The 15,456-nt window shown below is 60.7% G+C and carries 17 protein-coding genes; 11 read left to right on the forward strand and 6 right to left on the reverse strand.

Annotated features, from left to right (window positions below; genetic code table 11):
- Positions 1-135 precede the first annotated feature (135 nt).
- The 3 genes from PSH91_RS08430 (at position 136) to PSH91_RS08440 (ending at position 2,652) form a co-directional block, all read left to right on the forward strand.
- Complete coding sequence (locus PSH91_RS08430) at positions 136-1,557, forward strand: transglycosylase SLT domain-containing protein (protein WP_047226344.1); 1,422 nt, start codon at positions 136-138, stop codon at positions 1,555-1,557.
- A 99-nt stretch (positions 1,558-1,656) separates the two neighbouring features.
- On the forward strand, positions 1,657-2,091 hold the full coding sequence (locus PSH91_RS08435) for a DoxX family protein (RefSeq protein ID WP_047226345.1): 435 nt from the start codon (positions 1,657-1,659) through the stop codon (positions 2,089-2,091).
- Between the two features lie 252 nt (positions 2,092-2,343).
- The gene (locus tag PSH91_RS08440) at positions 2,344-2,652 is read left to right on the forward strand and encodes a hypothetical protein (protein WP_047226346.1); all 309 of its coding nucleotides are present in this window, start codon (positions 2,344-2,346) and stop codon (positions 2,650-2,652) included.
- Between the two features lie 47 nt (positions 2,653-2,699).
- Here the strand turns inward: PSH91_RS08440 and greB are convergent, their stop codons facing one another.
- Genes greB through PSH91_RS08455 form a run of 3 tightly spaced genes read right to left on the reverse strand, consistent with a single transcriptional unit; the run spans position 2,700 to position 6,419 of the window.
- Complete coding sequence (greB, locus tag PSH91_RS08445) at positions 2,700-3,197, reverse strand: transcription elongation factor GreB (protein ID WP_047226347.1); 498 nt, start codon at positions 3,195-3,197, stop codon at positions 2,700-2,702.
- Positions 3,198-3,231: 34 nt separating this feature from the next.
- On the reverse strand, positions 3,232-5,736 hold the full coding sequence (locus tag PSH91_RS08450; RefSeq protein WP_076385720.1) for an ABC transporter permease: 2,505 nt from the start codon (positions 5,734-5,736) through the stop codon (positions 3,232-3,234).
- Positions 5,736-6,419, reverse strand: a complete 684-nt coding sequence (locus tag PSH91_RS08455; protein WP_092397715.1) for an ABC transporter ATP-binding protein — start codon at positions 6,417-6,419, stop codon at positions 5,736-5,738. The genes PSH91_RS08450 and PSH91_RS08455 overlap by 1 nt, the downstream gene beginning before the upstream one ends.
- A 10-nt stretch (positions 6,420-6,429) precedes the next feature.
- Between PSH91_RS08455 and PSH91_RS08460 the strand changes: the two genes are divergently transcribed.
- From PSH91_RS08460 to PSH91_RS08470, 3 genes are all read left to right on the forward strand, one after another.
- On the forward strand, positions 6,430-7,035 hold the full coding sequence (locus PSH91_RS08460) for an arylesterase (RefSeq protein WP_047226350.1): 606 nt from the start codon (positions 6,430-6,432) through the stop codon (positions 7,033-7,035).
- Between the two features lie 56 nt (positions 7,036-7,091).
- Complete coding sequence (locus PSH91_RS08465; protein ID WP_047226351.1) at positions 7,092-7,385, forward strand: hypothetical protein; 294 nt, start codon at positions 7,092-7,094, stop codon at positions 7,383-7,385.
- A gap of 243 nt (positions 7,386-7,628) precedes the next feature.
- Positions 7,629-8,600, forward strand: coding sequence for a L,D-transpeptidase family protein (locus PSH91_RS08470; RefSeq protein ID WP_047226352.1), 972 nt, complete (start codon positions 7,629-7,631; stop codon positions 8,598-8,600).
- 126 nt (positions 8,601-8,726) lie between these two features.
- Here the strand turns inward: PSH91_RS08470 and oprI are convergent, their stop codons facing one another.
- Positions 8,727-8,978, reverse strand: coding sequence for an outer membrane lipoprotei OprI (gene oprI, locus PSH91_RS08475; protein WP_011335311.1), 252 nt, complete (start codon positions 8,976-8,978; stop codon positions 8,727-8,729).
- A gap of 632 nt (positions 8,979-9,610) precedes the next feature.
- Here oprI and PSH91_RS08480 point away from each other — a divergent pair.
- Complete coding sequence (locus PSH91_RS08480) at positions 9,611-9,892, forward strand: GNAT family N-acetyltransferase (protein ID WP_047226353.1); 282 nt, start codon at positions 9,611-9,613, stop codon at positions 9,890-9,892.
- A 138-nt stretch (positions 9,893-10,030) separates the two neighbouring features.
- Here the strand turns inward: PSH91_RS08480 and PSH91_RS08485 are convergent, their stop codons facing one another.
- The gene (locus PSH91_RS08485; protein ID WP_305467864.1) at positions 10,031-11,104 is read right to left on the reverse strand and encodes a 3-deoxy-7-phosphoheptulonate synthase; all 1,074 of its coding nucleotides are present in this window, start codon (positions 11,102-11,104) and stop codon (positions 10,031-10,033) included.
- A 293-nt stretch (positions 11,105-11,397) separates the two neighbouring features.
- On the opposite strand from PSH91_RS08485, the gene PSH91_RS08490 reads away from it, so the two are divergent.
- The 4 genes from PSH91_RS08490 to cysB all read left to right on the forward strand — a co-directional run bounded on the left by PSH91_RS08490 (position 11,398) and on the right by cysB (position 14,961).
- Positions 11,398-12,351, forward strand: a complete 954-nt coding sequence (locus tag PSH91_RS08490; RefSeq protein ID WP_047226421.1) for a putative 2-dehydropantoate 2-reductase — start codon at positions 11,398-11,400, stop codon at positions 12,349-12,351.
- Between the two features lie 21 nt (positions 12,352-12,372).
- On the forward strand, positions 12,373-13,278 hold the full coding sequence (locus tag PSH91_RS08495) for a 5'-nucleotidase (protein ID WP_047226354.1): 906 nt from the start codon (positions 12,373-12,375) through the stop codon (positions 13,276-13,278).
- A 96-nt stretch (positions 13,279-13,374) separates the two neighbouring features.
- A complete protein-coding gene (locus PSH91_RS08500) occupies positions 13,375-13,875 on the forward strand; it encodes a universal stress protein (RefSeq protein ID WP_047226355.1) in 501 nt (166 codons plus the stop codon).
- 111 nt (positions 13,876-13,986) lie between these two features.
- Entirely contained in the window at positions 13,987-14,961 is a 975-nt protein-coding gene (gene cysB / locus PSH91_RS08505) for an HTH-type transcriptional regulator CysB (protein ID WP_018603112.1), read from the forward strand.
- Positions 14,962-14,971: 10 nt separating this feature from the next.
- Here cysB and PSH91_RS08510 read toward each other — a convergent pair whose 3' ends face one another.
- Positions 14,972-15,454: a GreA/GreB family elongation factor gene (locus PSH91_RS08510; RefSeq protein ID WP_047226356.1), complete on the reverse strand. Its 483-nt coding sequence runs from the start codon at positions 15,452-15,454 to the stop codon at positions 14,972-14,974.
- Between the last annotated feature and the right edge of the window lie 2 nt (positions 15,455-15,456).

Genomic DNA, 15,456 nt, shown 5'->3' on the forward strand with positions numbered 1-15,456 from the left:
AGACCGGTCGGGTTGGTATAAACGCCAGCACTGTGCCAGTCTTTCGCACTTTTCAGCGCCCCAGGTGCTCTGTTTCTGTCGACCCCAGCTTCGATATTTCAAGGCTGCGGGCCGCGGTATCCTTTCGGAGAGTGGATGACACGTCCCCAAGTGTTGTTGCTGCTGTGTTGTTCGCTGTTGCTGCCGATGCCGGCCGAGGCGCGGCTGCCCGGCCCGGTACAGGTGGTAGCGCCGACTACGGTGCGCGACCTTGCGCAAATCCGCAGCAGCCGGGTGCTGAAAGTTTTGGTCAACCAGAGCCGCAACAGCTCTGGCGAAGTCAAGGGGCAACCCATTGGCGTCGAATATCATCGCTTACGTGCCTTCGAGCAATACCTCAACGGCCACGCTCGGGATGACCAGAAAATCACCCTCAAAATCATTCCCAAGGCCAAGGACCAACTGCTGGGCGCCTTGCAACGCGGAGAAGGCGATCTGGTCGCGCCCGGCGAGTTGCTCGAGCCCCTGGCTGGCCTTGCGGTCAGCGCCAGCAATCCGATTCGCACCGACGTGCCGTTGCTTCTGGTGGGAGCCAAGGGCCAGCGGCGCTACACCCGCGTAGAGCAACTGTCGGGCAAGACCCTGGCCCTGCCCAACGGTAGCGCCGCAGGGGAAGCCCTGAGTCAGATCAACCAGAAGCTGGCACTGCGTAAATTACCGCCGGTGAAGATCGAGTGGGTCGACCCGACCCTGGCGGTGGAAGATGTGCTGGAAATGGTTCAGGCCGGGATTTTCCATCTGACCATCGTCGAGCAGCCCATTGCCGAACGCTGGAGCAAGATCCTGCCCAAGCTGCGTTTCGACCGGCAGGTGCTCATTGGCGAGCCGGCTGACGAGTATTGGTTTGTCCGTCGTGACGCCGCCATGCTGCGAGCGAGCATCGACCGCTTCCTGACGACTTATAAGGCGCCTTCCAATCAGGACGCGGCGTTTCTGCGCATCTATCGCCGCTTGTACCGGGTTCACTATCCGCTGGCCCGTGCCAATCGCCAGCGTCTTGAGAAACTGCGCCCGGTGTTGCAAAAACATGCCACGGCCCAAGGCATGGATTGGCTGAACCTGGCGGCACTGGCGTTCAAGGAGTCTTCCCTGCAACCCAATGCCCGCAGTGGCAGCGGCCCTACGGGTCTTATGCAGATTACCCCTTCAGCAGCCCAGAGGGTCGGGGTGCGCAACATCCAGAACCTGGACGCCAACGTGCAGGCTGGCGCCAAGTACCTGGCCTTGATACGCCGAAAGTTTTTCGCCAGCCCCAAGCTCAATGAGCGCGAGCGAATGGCCTTCGTCCTGGCCGCCTACAACATGGGGCCTGAGCGTGTCCAAGGCATGCGGGCCGAGGCCAGGCGGCGGGGACTCAATCCCAATCAGTGGTTCTTCCAGGTCGAACGCATCGCCATGGAGCAGGTGGGAATGGGCGCAGTAAGCTACGTTAATAGTGTGAACAAATACTATCTGGCATTTGATCGTGAACGGGAGTCGCTGGAACCCAGGGAACAAAAGGTTGTTGTGCGTAAATGATCGAGTAAACTGATTGGTATCACGGATTTTTTCCGCTTTTATCATGCATTTTGTTGATTAATATAGCGGCCAACCCACTTATCCCAAGGAATGAACCTAATGAGCACTTTCATCAACAAAGTTCTGTTTACTCGCGCTGGCTATGGCCTGACTGTCCTGCGCATCGTTGTCGGGATCATCTTCGCCGCCCATGGCTCCCAGAAACTCTTCGGTCTGTTCGGTGGCTACGGCCTGACGGGGACGGCGCAGTGGATGGAAAGCATTGGTCTGACCCCAGGTTATCTGATGGCGACACTGGCCGGCGGCACCGAGTTTTTCGCCGGGCTGGCCTTGATCATCGGTCTGCTGGCCCGTCCAGCGGCGCTGGGACTGGCCTTCCTGTCGCTGGTGGCGATTTTCTCCGTGCACATTGGCAACGGTCTGTTCATGGCCAACAACGGTTATGAGTTTGCCCTGGCTTTGCTGGCAGGCAGCGTCGCGGTGCTGATCGAAGGTGCTGGCAAGTTGTCGGTCGACCAGGCCATCGCCCGCTGATTGCATACCTGAATCATTGAAGGCCCGTCTGGAACGGGCCTTTTTTGTGCGCGCAGATTCTTGACACTGGCCGGTCAGCTTCTCTAGGATGCCGCTCATGCGCCGATTTAAACAGCTACTTGCGGGGCGCCAGGTGACTCATTCAGTCACCGATAGAAGCCGGTCACACGGGGCTTCGAAATACCGCTAAAGCGCTGGTTCGGTGTTGCCTCTCACCTGCCATGCAGACTTTTGAGGCAGAGACACGACACGATGAACGCATCCAGCCCCCTTGTACGTCTTGCGCCGATCACGGCGAACCTTCTGCAACGCAATCCAAAAATCCTTCTGGGCGGTACTCACCAGCCTACGTTATTGCGCTATCTCGACGGCTGGCCGCGACGCAACCACGGGCCGGCGGCGTTCCTTATCCAGTTTGTCGAAGACGGTGAGTCTCTGGCGCGTTTTGCCGATGACAGTTTCGATCTGGCCGTTATCCAGTCCCCCAGTGCGGCGCACGCCAGCGAAATGATCCGGCAATTGACCCGCGTGGCCCGACAGGGGCTGATTACCCGCCGCTGAGGTGAGCTGAGATGACTGGGTTTTTCGGGCCTTGGGCCGGTGAAGCTTTATATGTATTCAATGTGAGTGACATATAAAAGTTGTTCACCTGCGGGTGTCTGAACCTTGATCTCAGCATCCAGCGCTTTGCCGATCAACGCCCGCGCCAAGGGCGAGTCGATGCTGATGAGGTTCTTTTTCAGGTCCAGTTCGTCGGGGCCGACGATGCGATAGCGAGACTCTTTGCCGTCCTCATCTTCAACCGTGACCCAAGCGCCGAAATACACTTTGTTCGGGTCACTGGGTTTTTCACTGACCACCTTGAGGGCTTCCAGGCGCTTGGTGAGGAAACGCACGCGGCTGTCGATTTCCCGCAGCATTTTCTTGCCATAGGTGTATTCGGCGTTTTCCGAACGATCCCCCTGGGCCGCCGCCTCGCTGACTGCTTGGGTCACCTGAGGGCGGCGCACATGCCACAGTTCATGAAATTCAGCGCGCATCCGCGCCTCGCCCTCAGGGGTGATCAACGCGGTGCCGGCGGTGCGGGGTGGGCGATAACGGCTCATGGCAACTTCTTGTGGTGGCGAAGCCGGGAGTCTATCAACCCTCGCGCAAGACTGTCAGCGGGCTGGCATTGAGGGCTCGACGCGTGCCGAACACACCAGCAGCCCCGATCAATAATGCTCCCACCAAAGGCAGTACCAGCAGCCATGGATGCGGATGCCAGGGCAGGTCGAACGCGTAACGATAAAGCACCAGGCTCACCAGTTCCGAACCCAAGGCCGCGAGCAAGCCACTGACCGCACCCAACAGCCCGAACTCGATGCGCCGGGCCTTGACCAACAGGGCTCGTTCGGCACCCAGGGCGCGGAGCAGCGCACCTTGGTGGATCCGTTCATCGAGGGTGGCTTGCAGGCCGGAGAACAGCACGGCCATTCCCGCAGCCAGTACAAACAGCAACACATATTCCACGGCCAGGGTGACCTGGGCCAGGATGCTGCGCAACTGCTCGAGCAGGGCTTCGACTTGCAGGATCGTCACCGCCGGGAAGGCCCTGGACAGGTCGACAATCTGCTGGTCGTGGCCTGCCGCCAGATAGAAGCTGGTGAGATAGGTGGCCGGTAGATCCTTCAGCGTGCCGGGTTGGAAGATCATGAAAAAGTTAGGCTGAAAGTTGTCCCAGTTGATTTCTCGCAAGCTGGTGACCTTCGCCTCGCGATTGACGCCGCCCACGTTGAAAACCAGACGGTCCCCCAGCTGGATCTTGAGGTTCTCGGCCACCTTGCCTTCTACCGAAACGCCCGGAATATCGTCCGGCGGTTGCTGCGGCCACCAGGTCCCGGCCGTGACGACGTTGCCCGCCGGCAGGTCCGCAGCCCAGGTCAGGCTCAGGTCGCGCTGCAGGGCCCGGTCACCAGCCGAGTCCTTGGTGACAAACTCCTTGGCCGGCTCGCCGTTGATACTGATCAGGCGTCCCGGTACCACGGGGTAGAGCGGCGCCGATTGCGCCGACAACGCCAGCAGCTTGTCGGTGAAGGCCTGCTTGTCGTTGGGCAAGATATTCAGGGCGAAATAGTTCGGGGCGTTTTTCGGCAACTGGTTTTGCCAGGTGTCCAGCAGCTCGCCGCGCAAGAGGGCGATCAGCGCCATGGACAACAGAATCAAGCCGAAGGCCAACGCTTGGCCGGCCGCCGCCAAGGGGTGGCGCAGCAACTGGCCCAGGCCGAGCCGCCAGGGTAACGAGGCGCGGGCCAGCATCCTGCGCAAGCTTTGGAGCAGCAGCAACAGCAGGCCGCCGAGCACCAGTGCTGCGATGACGCCACCGCCGAGCAGGGCGAACGTCAGGACCAGGTCCAGGCTCAAGCGCCACATGATCAGGCCAAGGGCACCCAGGGCGGCCCCATAGACCACCCAGGTGCTGGAAGGAATCGGCAGCATGTCCCGGCGTAAAACGCGCAAGGGGGGTACCCGTCCCAGCGCGGCCAGAGGGGGCAGGGCGAAGCCGGCCAACGCCACCATTCCGGTGCCGATTCCGGCAATGGCCGGCAGCAGGCCACCCGGCGGGACGGTCGTGGGTAACAGGTCATGCAGCAGTGCAAACAGTCCCAGTTGGGCGACCCAGCCAAGCAGCGCACCGCTGAGGCTGGCCAGCAGGCCCAGCACGGTCAATTGCAGGCTGAACAGCACCATGGTTTCCCGGCGTGACAACCCCAGGCAACGCAGCAGTGCGCTGGCATCAAAGCGTCGGGTGGCAAAGCGGTTGGCCGAGAGGGCGACGGCGACGCCGGACAGCAGCACCGCCACCAGGCTGGCCATGTTCAGATACCGTTCGGCCTTGCCCAGGGCGCCACCGATCTGCCGGTTGCCATCGCGTGCATCCTGCAGCCGCTGATTGGGCTCCAGGCCCGGCTTGATCAGGTCGCGGTAGGTTTGCAGCGCTGGTGCCGGGCCGCGCCACAGGTCGCGATAACTGACGCGGCTGCCGGGCTGCACGACGCCGGTAGCGTCCAGGTCCTTGAGGTTGATCATGACCCGGGGCGTGAGGCTATAGAAATTGCCGGCGCGATCCGGTTCGTAGGTCAACACACGGCTCAGGCGCAGGGGCTGGTTGCCGACGTCGATGCTGTCGCCTATTTTCAGGTCCAGTGCCGTCAGCAGCCGTGCTTCAACCCAGGCCTCGCCAGGGTTCGGTCGCCCGCCGGTTTCTTCCGGGGCGAACGGGGCAGGGGCGCTTTTCAGTTCGCCGCGCAGGGGGTAGATGTCATCGACGGCCTTGACGCTGGAGAGCTGAATGCCATTGTCGGTGGCCACGACGCTGGAAAACTCCACCACCCGGGCATGTTCGAGGCCCAGATCGGTGCCGCCGCGAATCTGTTCGGGACGGGCAGGCGAGCTGCCTTCGAGCAGCAGGTCGGCGCCAAGGAATTCGGTGGCGCGCATCATCATCGCGCCGTTGAGACGGGCTCCGAAGTAGCCGATGGCGGTACTCGCCGCCACCGCCACCAGCAGGGCGAAGAACAACACCCGCAGTTCGCCGGCGCGGGCGTCGCGCAGCAATTGGCGGACAGCGAGACTGAACAGACGCAACAGCGGCAAGCGTGCCATCAAGGCTCCAGGGGGGCGACCATCTGGCCGGCTTCAAGTCGAATCAGGCGCCGGCAACGATGGGCCAGGCGTTCGTCATGGGTGACCAGCACCAGGGTCGTGCCGCTTTCCTTGTTCAACTCGAACAGAAGATCGCTGATGCGCTCACCGGTGTGGCTGTCGAGGTTGCCAGTGGGTTCGTCGGCAAACAGCACGTCCGGCTCGGCCGCAAAGGCACGGGCAATCGCCACGCGTTGCTGCTCGCCGCCGGAGAGCTGGCGGGGCGAATGGGTCAGACGCTGGCCCAGGCCGACCCGCTGCAGCAATTCCGTAGCGCGTTCGCGGGCATCCTGGCGACCATCAAGCTCCAATGGCAGCATGACGTTTTCCAGCGCATTGAGGCTGTCGAGCAACTGGAACGACTGGAAGACAAAGCCGACATGCTCGGCGCGGATCCGGGCCCGCTGGTCTTCATCCAGAACGCTGAGGGCTTGACCTGCGAGGGTCACTTCACCGCTGCTGGGCAGGTCGAGGCCGGCCAGCAGGCCCAGGAGGGTGGATTTGCCGGAACCGGATGCGCCGACAATGGCCAGGCTGTCGCCCTTGTTCAGTTCCAGGCTGAGTTCGTGCAGGATAGTCAGTTCACCTTCCGCGCTGGGAACCACTTTGCTAAGGTCCTTCGCGGTGAGAATGCTTGAGCCCATGGAGAATCCGATGCGTGTGTGGTTTTTGAGTGCCGGCCTGGCCCTGATGTGCATGGCCCAGAACGCAGCGGCGGGTACAGTCCTGATCGTTGGCGATAGTATCAGCGCCGCTTTCGGCCTGGATACCCGGCAAGGTTGGGTATCCTTGCTCGAACAACGGCTCAAGGCCGAAGGTTTCGACGACAAAGTGGTCAATGCTTCTATCAGTGGTGACACCAGTGCAGGCGGCCAGGCGCGGCTGCCGGCGCTGCTTGCAGCCCATAAGCCGGACCTGGTGATCCTGGAACTGGGTGGCAACGATGGCTTGCGTGGACAGCCGCCAACGCAATTGCAACAAAACCTTGCAGCGATGATCGACAGCTCCCGCGCCAGCGGTGCCAAGGTACTGCTGCTGGGCATGCAGTTGCCGCCCAATTATGGGCAGCGCTACACCGATGCCTTTGCCCGGGTCTACAGCACCCTGGCCGAGGAGAAAAACGTGCCGCTGGTGCCGTTTTTCCTTCAGGACGTTGGTGGTGTTCCGGGGATGATGCAGGGCGATGGCTTGCACCCGTCCGTCGCGGCCCAGGGCAAGTTGCTGGAAAATGTCTGGCCGACGCTAAAACCGCTGCTGTGAAGCTTTTCTACAGGCGGTCTTTCGGCTAATGTGGCGCCCCCGATTTGGAGCCCCCGATGCCGCGTCCCGCCTGGTCCCTGTTTGCCTACCAACTGATCGAGCCTGACGAACAGCTGGACCTGTTCGCCTGCCAGGAAGTGCGGGTGCATCTGGTGACCCGGCAACTGGAACTCGGTGGCTCGGCCGACCGGACCCTGTGCGGCAGCCTGCTGCCGGCCCAGCCGCGCTGGTCGGCTGTTGACCGCAAGATATTCCAGGACCATCGCCTGTGTTCATTGTGCCGGGCGATCCTGGAGTCCCAGAAGCGCGGCACCTCGCCGATCTGGCCGGAACTGCGGTTCGAATTGTAATTCCCCAGATCCCCGGCATGCCCCTTGTGGGAGCGAGCCTGCTCGCGATGGCGGTGGGCCTGCTTGCATTGATGTTGGATGTGCCGCCGCTATCGCGAGCAGGCTCGCTCCCACAGGTTTTTATTTCAGTCTCCAGGCATGCTAGGCATCGGACGCCTCATTCCTGCCCTCCCCGAAATAACGGGGGCCGGTGTACAATCACAGTCTTCATACCCTCTGTTCGACCTGCAAAGGATTTCCCGGATGTTGCTGCGCTTGCCTGCCGTCACCCGCTGCCTGTCTCTTGCCGCCCTGTGCATGGCTGGTCCCGTTGCCGCCCTGGAGCTGCCTCTGCCACCGCCAGGCGAAGACATTGTTGGCCAGGTGCAGGTCATCAAGGCCAAATACGAAGACACCTTCGCCGACCTGGGCACTACCTACGACCTGGGCTACACCGAGATGGTCGCTGCCAACCCGGGCGTCGATCCCTGGTTGCCGGGTGCGGGCACCGAGGTCGTGCTGCCGACCCGTTTCATCCTGCCGCCTGGCCCGCGCGAAGGCATCGTGATCAACCTCGCCGAGTACCGTCTCTACTACTTCCCCAAGGGCCGGAATGTGGTCTACACCTTCCCGCTGGGCATTGGCCGTGAAGGTTGGGGATCGCCGATCGCCCACACCAGCATCATTGCCAAGACCCCGAATCCGACCTGGACTCCGCCGGCCTCGATCAAGGCTGAGCATGCCGCCGACGGCGATCCGTTGCCGAACGTGGTGCCGGCCGGTCCCGATAATCCCTTGGGTCCGTTCAAGTTCACCCTGGGCACCCCGGGTTACCTGATCCACGGTTCGAACAAGAAGTTCGGCATCGGCATGCGCACCAGCCACGGCTGCTTCCGCATGTTCAACAACAACGTACTGCAGATGGCCGGCATGGTGCCGGTGGGCACCTCGGTACGGATCATCAACGATCCCTACAAGCTGGGTGTGAGCGGCGGGAAGGTTTATCTGGAGGCCCACACGCCGCTGGACGACAACGGCAACCCATCGGTGGTGGACAAGCACACCGCGGTGATCAACACGATGCTCAAGCGTGAGGACATCACCAGCAACCTGCGCATGGACTGGGATGTTGTGCGTGATGTGGTGGCGGCCGAAGACGGCCTGCCGGTCGAGATCGCCGTTCCGAATACTTCGGCACCGATGGTCTCCAGCGCGCCGATCGATCTGCAACAGTAAAACCTGCAATAGAGACCCGCCGGCGTTTCGCGATGTCGGCGGGTTTTTTATCGCCTGGGGAAACGCCGGGCAATAAAAAAGCCGACCCAAAAAATGGGTCGGCTCGATAACAATCCCGGAGGACTATTACTTGCGGCTAGCTTTTTCCAGCATGCGCAGAGCACGCTCGTTAGCTTCGTCAGCAGTCTGTTGTGCTTTTTGAGCAGCAGCCAGAGCTTCATCAGCTTTACGGTAAGCTTCGTCTGCACGAGCTTGGGCGCGAGCTGCTGCGTCTTCGGTAGCAGTCAGACGTGCTTCGGTTTCTTTCGATGCGCTGCTGCAACCGGTAGCCAGAACTGCGGCCAGGGCCAGAGCAGAGAATTTCAGAACGTTGTTCATCGTGTTCCCCTTCAAGGACTTTCTATTAAGTGACTGTCTCCTCACAGCGAGGAGTTAGCCGGCGTACATACTACCCATTACTTGTAGTAAGTAAACTGACGTCGCGCAAGAAGCAAAAAAATTGTAGGCGGTGATTCTTTTTCGAGCAACTTTTTGGGGTGTTGTTTAAAAAATATGCAGCCTCCGGCACCTGGCTTGAGCGCGTCATTGAGCAAAAGTTCCGTGCCCGGGAGAACTTTCCTTAAGCCGTTAACGTCGTTGTTTATTGATTCGTCTACACTTTTGAGCGTTTTTTGCTCAGGGGGGCGGCTATCTTTATTGGTGTTGGCGGTGACTTTAATAACCGGCGCTCGTCTCACGACTCAACAACTGGCGATGTTCAGCTATTGCGCCTTGGCCGACTAGCGCGTGACGGTGGCGCTCAATCGATAAACCCGACCGGGTTTTACCCCCATTGACGGGCGTGCCTTGAGCATTTGCGTCATTGGTGCCTACTATTCACGACGTGCTCGGGGTTGAGCGGTGGGTGTTGGCGCTCGGTGACCAGACAGGCACGGGGTGGCGTAGATGTTCCTTCGCCGGAAAAACATCGGTAAGGTAGGGGTCAGCATTCAGACCCGCGAGGAGTAGTGATGAGCGAGGCGTTGTCCATCCACCATGACCAGGCTGGTCATCAGTTCGAGACCAATGTGGACGGTCATCGTGCCTATCTGACTTATATGGACCTGGGCAAACAGACCCTGGATATCTATCGCACCTTCGTGCCCAATGCCTTGCGCGGACGCGGCATTGCGGCGGCGCTGACCGAAAGGGCGCTGCAATACGCCGACGAAATGGGCTACACGGTGATCCCGTCCTGCTCCTACGTGGAGCGCTACATGGAGCGTCACCAGCGTCACGCGGCCAAGCTCTGACCTTACGGATTCCCCAATAAAAACGCCGGGCTGAAAAGCCCGGCGTTTTTTTTTAGCCTTGAAAAGAGCAAAGGTCGCAGCCTTCGCCTACACATAGCCGGCCTAGGCGCCGTCGAGTGCCACGAGGCTGCGATCCTTTTAGCCACGCTGACGTTTAGGCAACACGTCCTTGAGCTTGGCCATGCTGCGCAGGGTGTTCTCGGTTGCGCTCCAGTCGATGCAGGCATCGGTGATGGACACACCGTACTGCAAGTCCGCCAGATCCTTGGGGATCGCCTGGCAGCCCCAATTCAAATGGCTTTCGACCATCAGGCCGATGATCGACTGGTTGCCTTCCAGAATCTGGTTGGCCACGTTCTCCATCACCAGCGGTTGCAGCGCCGGATCCTTGTTGGAGTTGGCGTGGCTGCAGTCGACCATGATGTTCGGCTTGATCTTGGCCTTGTTCAGTGCCTGCTCACACAGCGCGACGCTGACCGAATCGTAGTTCGGTTTGCCGTTGCCACCGCGCAGCACCACGTGACCATAAGCGTTGCCCTTGGTGGTGACGATCGAGACGCCACCCTCCTGGTTGATGCCCAGGAAGCGGTGAGGGCTGGAAACCGACTGCAAGGCGTTGATCGCCACGGTGAGGCCGCCGTCGGTGCCATTCTTGAAACCCACGGCCGAGGACAAGCCGGAGGCCATTTCACGGTGAGTCTGGGATTCGGTGGTCCGCGCACCGATGGCCGACCAACTGATCAGGTCCTGCAAGTATTGCGGGGAGATCGGGTCCAAGGCTTCGGTGGCGGTGGGCAGGCCCATTTCGGCCAGATCCAGCAGCAATTGGCGACCGATGTGCAGGCCATCCTGGATCTTGAAGGAGTCGTCCAGGTACGGGTCGTTGATCAGGCCTTTCCAGCCGACGGTGGTGCGCGGCTTTTCGAAATACACCCGCATTACCAGGTACAGGGTGTCGGAAACTTCCGCCGCCAGCACTTTCAGGCGCTCGGCATATTCGTGGGCGGCCTTGATGTCATGGATCGAGCAGGGCCCGATGACCACGAACAGGCGATGGTCGGTGCCGTCGAGAATGTTGCGAATGACTTCCCGGCCCTTGGTCACGGTGCGCAGTGCAGCGTCGCTCAGGGGGATATCGCGCTTGAGCTGGTCAGGCGTGATGAGGGTCTCGTTGGAGGCGACGTTAAGGTCATTGATCGGTAAATCAGCCATCGTGTTACTCGTCAGGTCACGGGTGCCGGCCGCCAGCGATCCCCGCGCGGCGGTGCACAGCGGATTTAAGCGCGTCGGGGAGCGGAACCTTAGCGCGTTACGAGGTTGCTCGACAATGGGCAGGGACGGGTTAATTGCGGCGGGGGAGCTTGCTCGCGCTTGACGGCGCAGCCTTCACAAAAGGACCTGCTGCGCCCGAACGTGAACCGGCCCGGCGGAACCCGGCTGTCTCGCCACGTTGGCCCGCACCTATGTAATGATGCGCAGGGACTGTTAGCTGAGGAGTGGCAATGATGCAGGCAGGCGTTAAACCGCGGATCGGGATGATCGGCACCGGTGCGATCGGTGGGTTCTATGGCGTGATGCTGGCTCGCGCCGGTTTTGACGTGCATTTTTTACTGCGCAGCGAATTTGGGGCGGTGGCCGAGGGCGGCTTGCGAGTCGACAGCGCGGTTCACGGCGCCCTGACGCTCAACCCGGTCCAGGCGTATCGTTCGGCGGCGGACATGCCGCCCTGCGACTGGCTACTGGTCGGTGCCAAGACCACCAGCAATGCCGACCTGGCCCCGGCCATCATTCAAGCTGCCGCTCAGGGTGCAAAAGTCCTGTTGCTGCAAAATGGCCTGGATGTTGAGGACGACCTCCGACCGTTGCTGCCCGATTCGCTGCATCTGCTGGGCGGCCTGTGCCTGATCTGTGTGCATCGGGTCGGTCCTGGCGTCATTGCCCACCAGGCCCTCGGTGCAGTCAACCTCGGTTACCACAGCGGTCCTTGCCACGATCAGGCGCAACGCATGGCGATTGTCGAGCAGGGGGCCGGGCTGTTCCGTGCCGCCGGCCTGGATTCCCAGGCCATGCCCGACCTGCGGCAGGCGCGCTGGCAGAAACTGGTGTGGAACGTGCCCTACAACGGTCTTTCGGTTCTGTTGGGTGCCAGTACCACGCCGTTGATGGCCGACAGTGACAGCCGAGGCTTGATCCAGGCCCTGATGGGGGAGGTGGTGCGGGGTGCTCAGGCTTGCGGTCACCAGATTGCGCCGGGTTACGCCGAGTATCTGTTTGCGATGACCGAAAAGATGCCCGACTACTGGCCGAGTATGTATCACGATTATTCCCACCAGCGCGCGCTGGAGCTGGAGGCTATTTACAGCCGACCATTGGCGGCGGCGAAAAAAGCCGGTTGTGAGCTGCCGAAAATCGAAGCCTTGTATCAGGCGTTGGCATTTATGGACCGACGAAACCGCTGATCAGGCGAAAGGGGGAGCGACATGGCAAACAACATCGACGACAAACTGGTGCTGGCGATTTCCTCGCGGGCGCTGTTCGATCTGAGTGACAGCCATAAGGTGTATCTGTCGGGCGGCGTCGAGGCTTACCGGCAATATCAGATTGAGCATGAGGACGAAGTCCTCGAACCCGGCGACGCCTTCGCTCTCGTACAAAAGCTGCTGAATCTCAACGAGCATCTGGGGCGTGCGCGAGTCGAGGTAGTTCTGGTTTCGCGCAACAGCGCCGACACCGGCCTGCGGGTGTTCAACTCGATTCATCATTACGGGCTGGCGATTTCCCGCGCGGCGTTCGTCGGCGGCCGCAGTCCTTACCCCTATCTGAAGGCGTTCGGCTGTGATCTGTTTCTGTCCACCCACGCTGAAGATGTGCGCAGTGCCCTGGACGCCGGATTCGCCGCTGCGACCATTCTGTCGGGTGGCGCCAGCCGCGCCGCCAGCGAGGAACTGCGTATCGCTTTCGACGGCGATGCGGTGCTGTTTTCCGACGAATCCGAGCGTGTCTATCAGAGCGGCGGCCTAGCTGCATTCCAGGCCAGCGAACGGCAAGCGGCTCGTGAGCCGCTGCGAGGCGGGCCGTTCAAGGGGTTTCTGGCGGCACTCAATGCACTGCAACGCGAGTTCCCCGAAGACGCCTGCCCGATTCGCACGGCGCTGGTCACTGCCCGTTCGGCACCGGCCCACGAGCGCGTCATCCGGACGTTGCGCGAATGGGACATTCGTCTGGATGAGTCGCTGTTTCTCGGTGGCCTGACCAAATCGGCATTTCTCGAAGCCTTCGCCGCCGACGTCTTTTTCGACGACCAGACCGGCCACTGCGAACTGGCTCGCGAGGTGGTCGCCACGGGGCATGTGCCTCACGGCATCAGCAATGAAGTGAAGCTCTGACTGCCCGTTGTTTAGGGCGTTACGCTGGACGTCGTACTCCTCAAGGCGCTGCTAAGCTGAATCCATCTCCGCCATTCTGGCACGCGAGGAGGTCACATGATTCGTTCGATGCTGTACGCCACAGACCTGGGACTTTACGCCCCTTATGTGATGCAGCATGCCTTGGCGTTGGCACGGACGTTCGAAGCCGAGTTGTATGTGGTGCATGCGGTAGAGCCGATGGGGCTGTTCGCGGAGTCGGTGTTGCAAAGTTATCTCGATGAGCAAGCGCTGAACGAATTTCATCGCCAGGGTCTGAATACGGTGATGGCCAACATTGAGCAGCGGGTGCTCGACAGCTTTCGTGAAGAGTTGGGTGAGGGGCAGCAGGACTTGAAGCTGATCAAGTCGGTGCGGGTTTTCCAGGGCGATCCATCCCAGGTCATTCTCGATCAGGCTGCGAAACTCTCTGTGGATTTGCTGATCGTAGGCAGTCACTGCCAAGGGGCGAGCGGTGAAACGCCGCTAGGCAGGACCGCTGCGCGGGTATTGCAGTTATCCCGGGTACCGGTCTACCTGGTGCCGTTGGTGCAGCGGCGACGTCAAGGGGAGGCTTGAGGCAAAGTAGTGGCTTTTTTATAAAAAGTTCTAGATTAATTGATGCAACCATTCATATAGTTATATACCGTCGCTGATGCCCGTGGCGTCCAACTGCTTTGAGGGATACATATGAAGCTTCAACAACTGCGCTACATCTGGGAAGTGGCGCACCACGACCTCAACGTTTCCGCTACTGCCCAAAGCCTCTACACGTCGCAACCCGGCATCAGCAAGCAGATCCGCCTGTTGGAGGATGAGCTGGGTGTCGAAGTTTTCGCCCGCAGCGGCAAGCACCTGACCCGCGTGACCCCGGCCGGTGAGCGCATCATCACCACGGCCGGGGAGATCCTGCGTAAGGTCGAAAGCATCAAGCAGATTGCCCAGGAATTTTCCAACGAGAAAAAAGGCACGCTGTCGATTGCCACCACCCACACCCAGGCCCGTTATGCACTGCCTCCGGTGATCAGCAACTTCATCAAGCAATACCCGGACGTGGCCTTGCATATGCACCAGGGCTCGCCGATGCAGATCGCCGAAATGGCGGCGGACGGTACCGTGGATTTCGCCATCGCCACCGAGGCTCTGGAACTGTTCGGCGATCTGGTGATGATGCCGTGCTACCGCTGGAACCGCTGCGTGGTTGTGCCTCAGGGCCATCCGCTGACCAAGCTGCCAAAGTTGACGCTTGAAGCCTTGGCCGAATACCCCATCGTGACTTACGTATTCGGTTTTACCGGCCGTTCGAAACTCGACGAAGCCTTCAGCCATCGCGGCCTGACCCCGAAAGTGGTGTTCACCGCCGCCGACGCCGACGTCATCAAGACCTATGTCCGCCTTGGCCTGGGCGTGGGCATCGTGGCGAAAATGGCCGTCGATACCAAGCTGGACGGCGATCTGGTGGTGCTGGATGCCAGCGAGTTGTTCGAGTCCAGCGTGACCAAGATCGGTTTCCGGCGTGGCACCTTCCTGCGTGGTTTCATGTGCGACTTCATCGAAAAGTTCGCCCCACACCTGACCCGGGAAGTCATGGCCAAGGCCATCCAGTGCCACAACAAGCAGGAACTCGAAGAGCTGTTCGACGGTGTGGAATTACCGGTGCACTGAACAGTGAGTGCTAGATCGCCTCGGTGACAGCGAACTGTTGCCGGGCGCCTGCGACGACGATCTCTACTTCATCCCCTTCGAACTTGCCCAGCAGGCTTCGTCCCAGCGGCGAGCGAGGGGTGATGACGGTGATCGGCTGGCCCACCAGCGACACTTTCAACCCCGCGGCATCCGGTCCCAGAAACAACCATTGCTGACGATCATCCTCATCCGCCAGCCCGATCAGGGTGCCAATCTGAATGCCGCGCTGTTCGTCGTAGGGCCTGAGTATCAGGTTCTGGCAGAGGGCGAGGGCCTGGCGGATTTCTTCGACACGCCTGGCTTGCCCGGCAGCGAGGTAAGACGCTTCAAGACCCAGGGTGTCGTATTTGTTCTCGGCGATGTTTTCCTCGTGGGTCGCGGTTTCGTAGGCCGTTTGCGCGGCGCGCTCGGCGATACCCAGGTCAATCCTGAGTTTGTCGAGAATCAGTTGGTGGACGATCTGTTTGTTCATGA

It is taken from the genome of Pseudomonas sp. FP1154, assembly GCF_030687245.1.
GTDB classification, from domain to species: Bacteria; Pseudomonadota; Gammaproteobacteria; order Pseudomonadales; family Pseudomonadaceae; genus Aquipseudomonas; species Aquipseudomonas rhizophila.

Excerpts from the sequence above, each read along its gene's own strand:
- PSH91_RS08430 (WP_047226344.1), top strand. The coding sequence starts at position 136 with ATGACACGTCCCCAAGTGTTGTTGCTGCTGTGTTGTTCGCTGTTGCTG.
- PSH91_RS08435 (WP_047226345.1), top strand. The coding sequence starts at position 1,657 with ATGAGCACTTTCATCAACAAAGTTCTGTTTACTCGCGCTGGCTATGGC.
- PSH91_RS08440 (WP_047226346.1), top strand. The coding sequence starts at position 2,344 with ATGAACGCATCCAGCCCCCTTGTACGTCTTGCGCCGATCACGGCGAAC.
- greB (WP_047226347.1), bottom strand. The coding sequence starts at position 3,197 with ATGAGCCGTTATCGCCCACCCCGCACCGCCGGCACCGCGTTGATCACC.
- PSH91_RS08450 (WP_076385720.1), bottom strand. The coding sequence starts at position 5,736 with ATGGCACGCTTGCCGCTGTTGCGTCTGTTCAGTCTCGCTGTCCGCCAA.
- PSH91_RS08455 (WP_092397715.1), bottom strand. The coding sequence starts at position 6,419 with ATGGGCTCAAGCATTCTCACCGCGAAGGACCTTAGCAAAGTGGTTCCC.
- PSH91_RS08460 (WP_047226350.1), top strand. The coding sequence starts at position 6,430 with ATGCGTGTGTGGTTTTTGAGTGCCGGCCTGGCCCTGATGTGCATGGCC.
- PSH91_RS08465 (WP_047226351.1), top strand. The coding sequence starts at position 7,092 with ATGCCGCGTCCCGCCTGGTCCCTGTTTGCCTACCAACTGATCGAGCCT.
- PSH91_RS08470 (WP_047226352.1), top strand. The coding sequence starts at position 7,629 with ATGTTGCTGCGCTTGCCTGCCGTCACCCGCTGCCTGTCTCTTGCCGCC.
- oprI (WP_011335311.1), bottom strand. The coding sequence starts at position 8,978 with ATGAACAACGTTCTGAAATTCTCTGCTCTGGCCCTGGCCGCAGTTCTG.
- PSH91_RS08480 (WP_047226353.1), top strand. The coding sequence starts at position 9,611 with ATGAGCGAGGCGTTGTCCATCCACCATGACCAGGCTGGTCATCAGTTC.
- PSH91_RS08485 (WP_305467864.1), bottom strand. The coding sequence starts at position 11,104 with ATGGCTGATTTACCGATCAATGACCTTAACGTCGCCTCCAACGAGACC.
- PSH91_RS08490 (WP_047226421.1), top strand. The coding sequence starts at position 11,398 with ATGCAGGCAGGCGTTAAACCGCGGATCGGGATGATCGGCACCGGTGCG.
- PSH91_RS08495 (WP_047226354.1), top strand. The coding sequence starts at position 12,373 with ATGGCAAACAACATCGACGACAAACTGGTGCTGGCGATTTCCTCGCGG.
- PSH91_RS08500 (WP_047226355.1), top strand. The coding sequence starts at position 13,375 with ATGATTCGTTCGATGCTGTACGCCACAGACCTGGGACTTTACGCCCCT.
- cysB (WP_018603112.1), top strand. The coding sequence starts at position 13,987 with ATGAAGCTTCAACAACTGCGCTACATCTGGGAAGTGGCGCACCACGAC.
- PSH91_RS08510 (WP_047226356.1), bottom strand. The coding sequence starts at position 15,454 with ATGAACAAACAGATCGTCCACCAACTGATTCTCGACAAACTCAGGATT.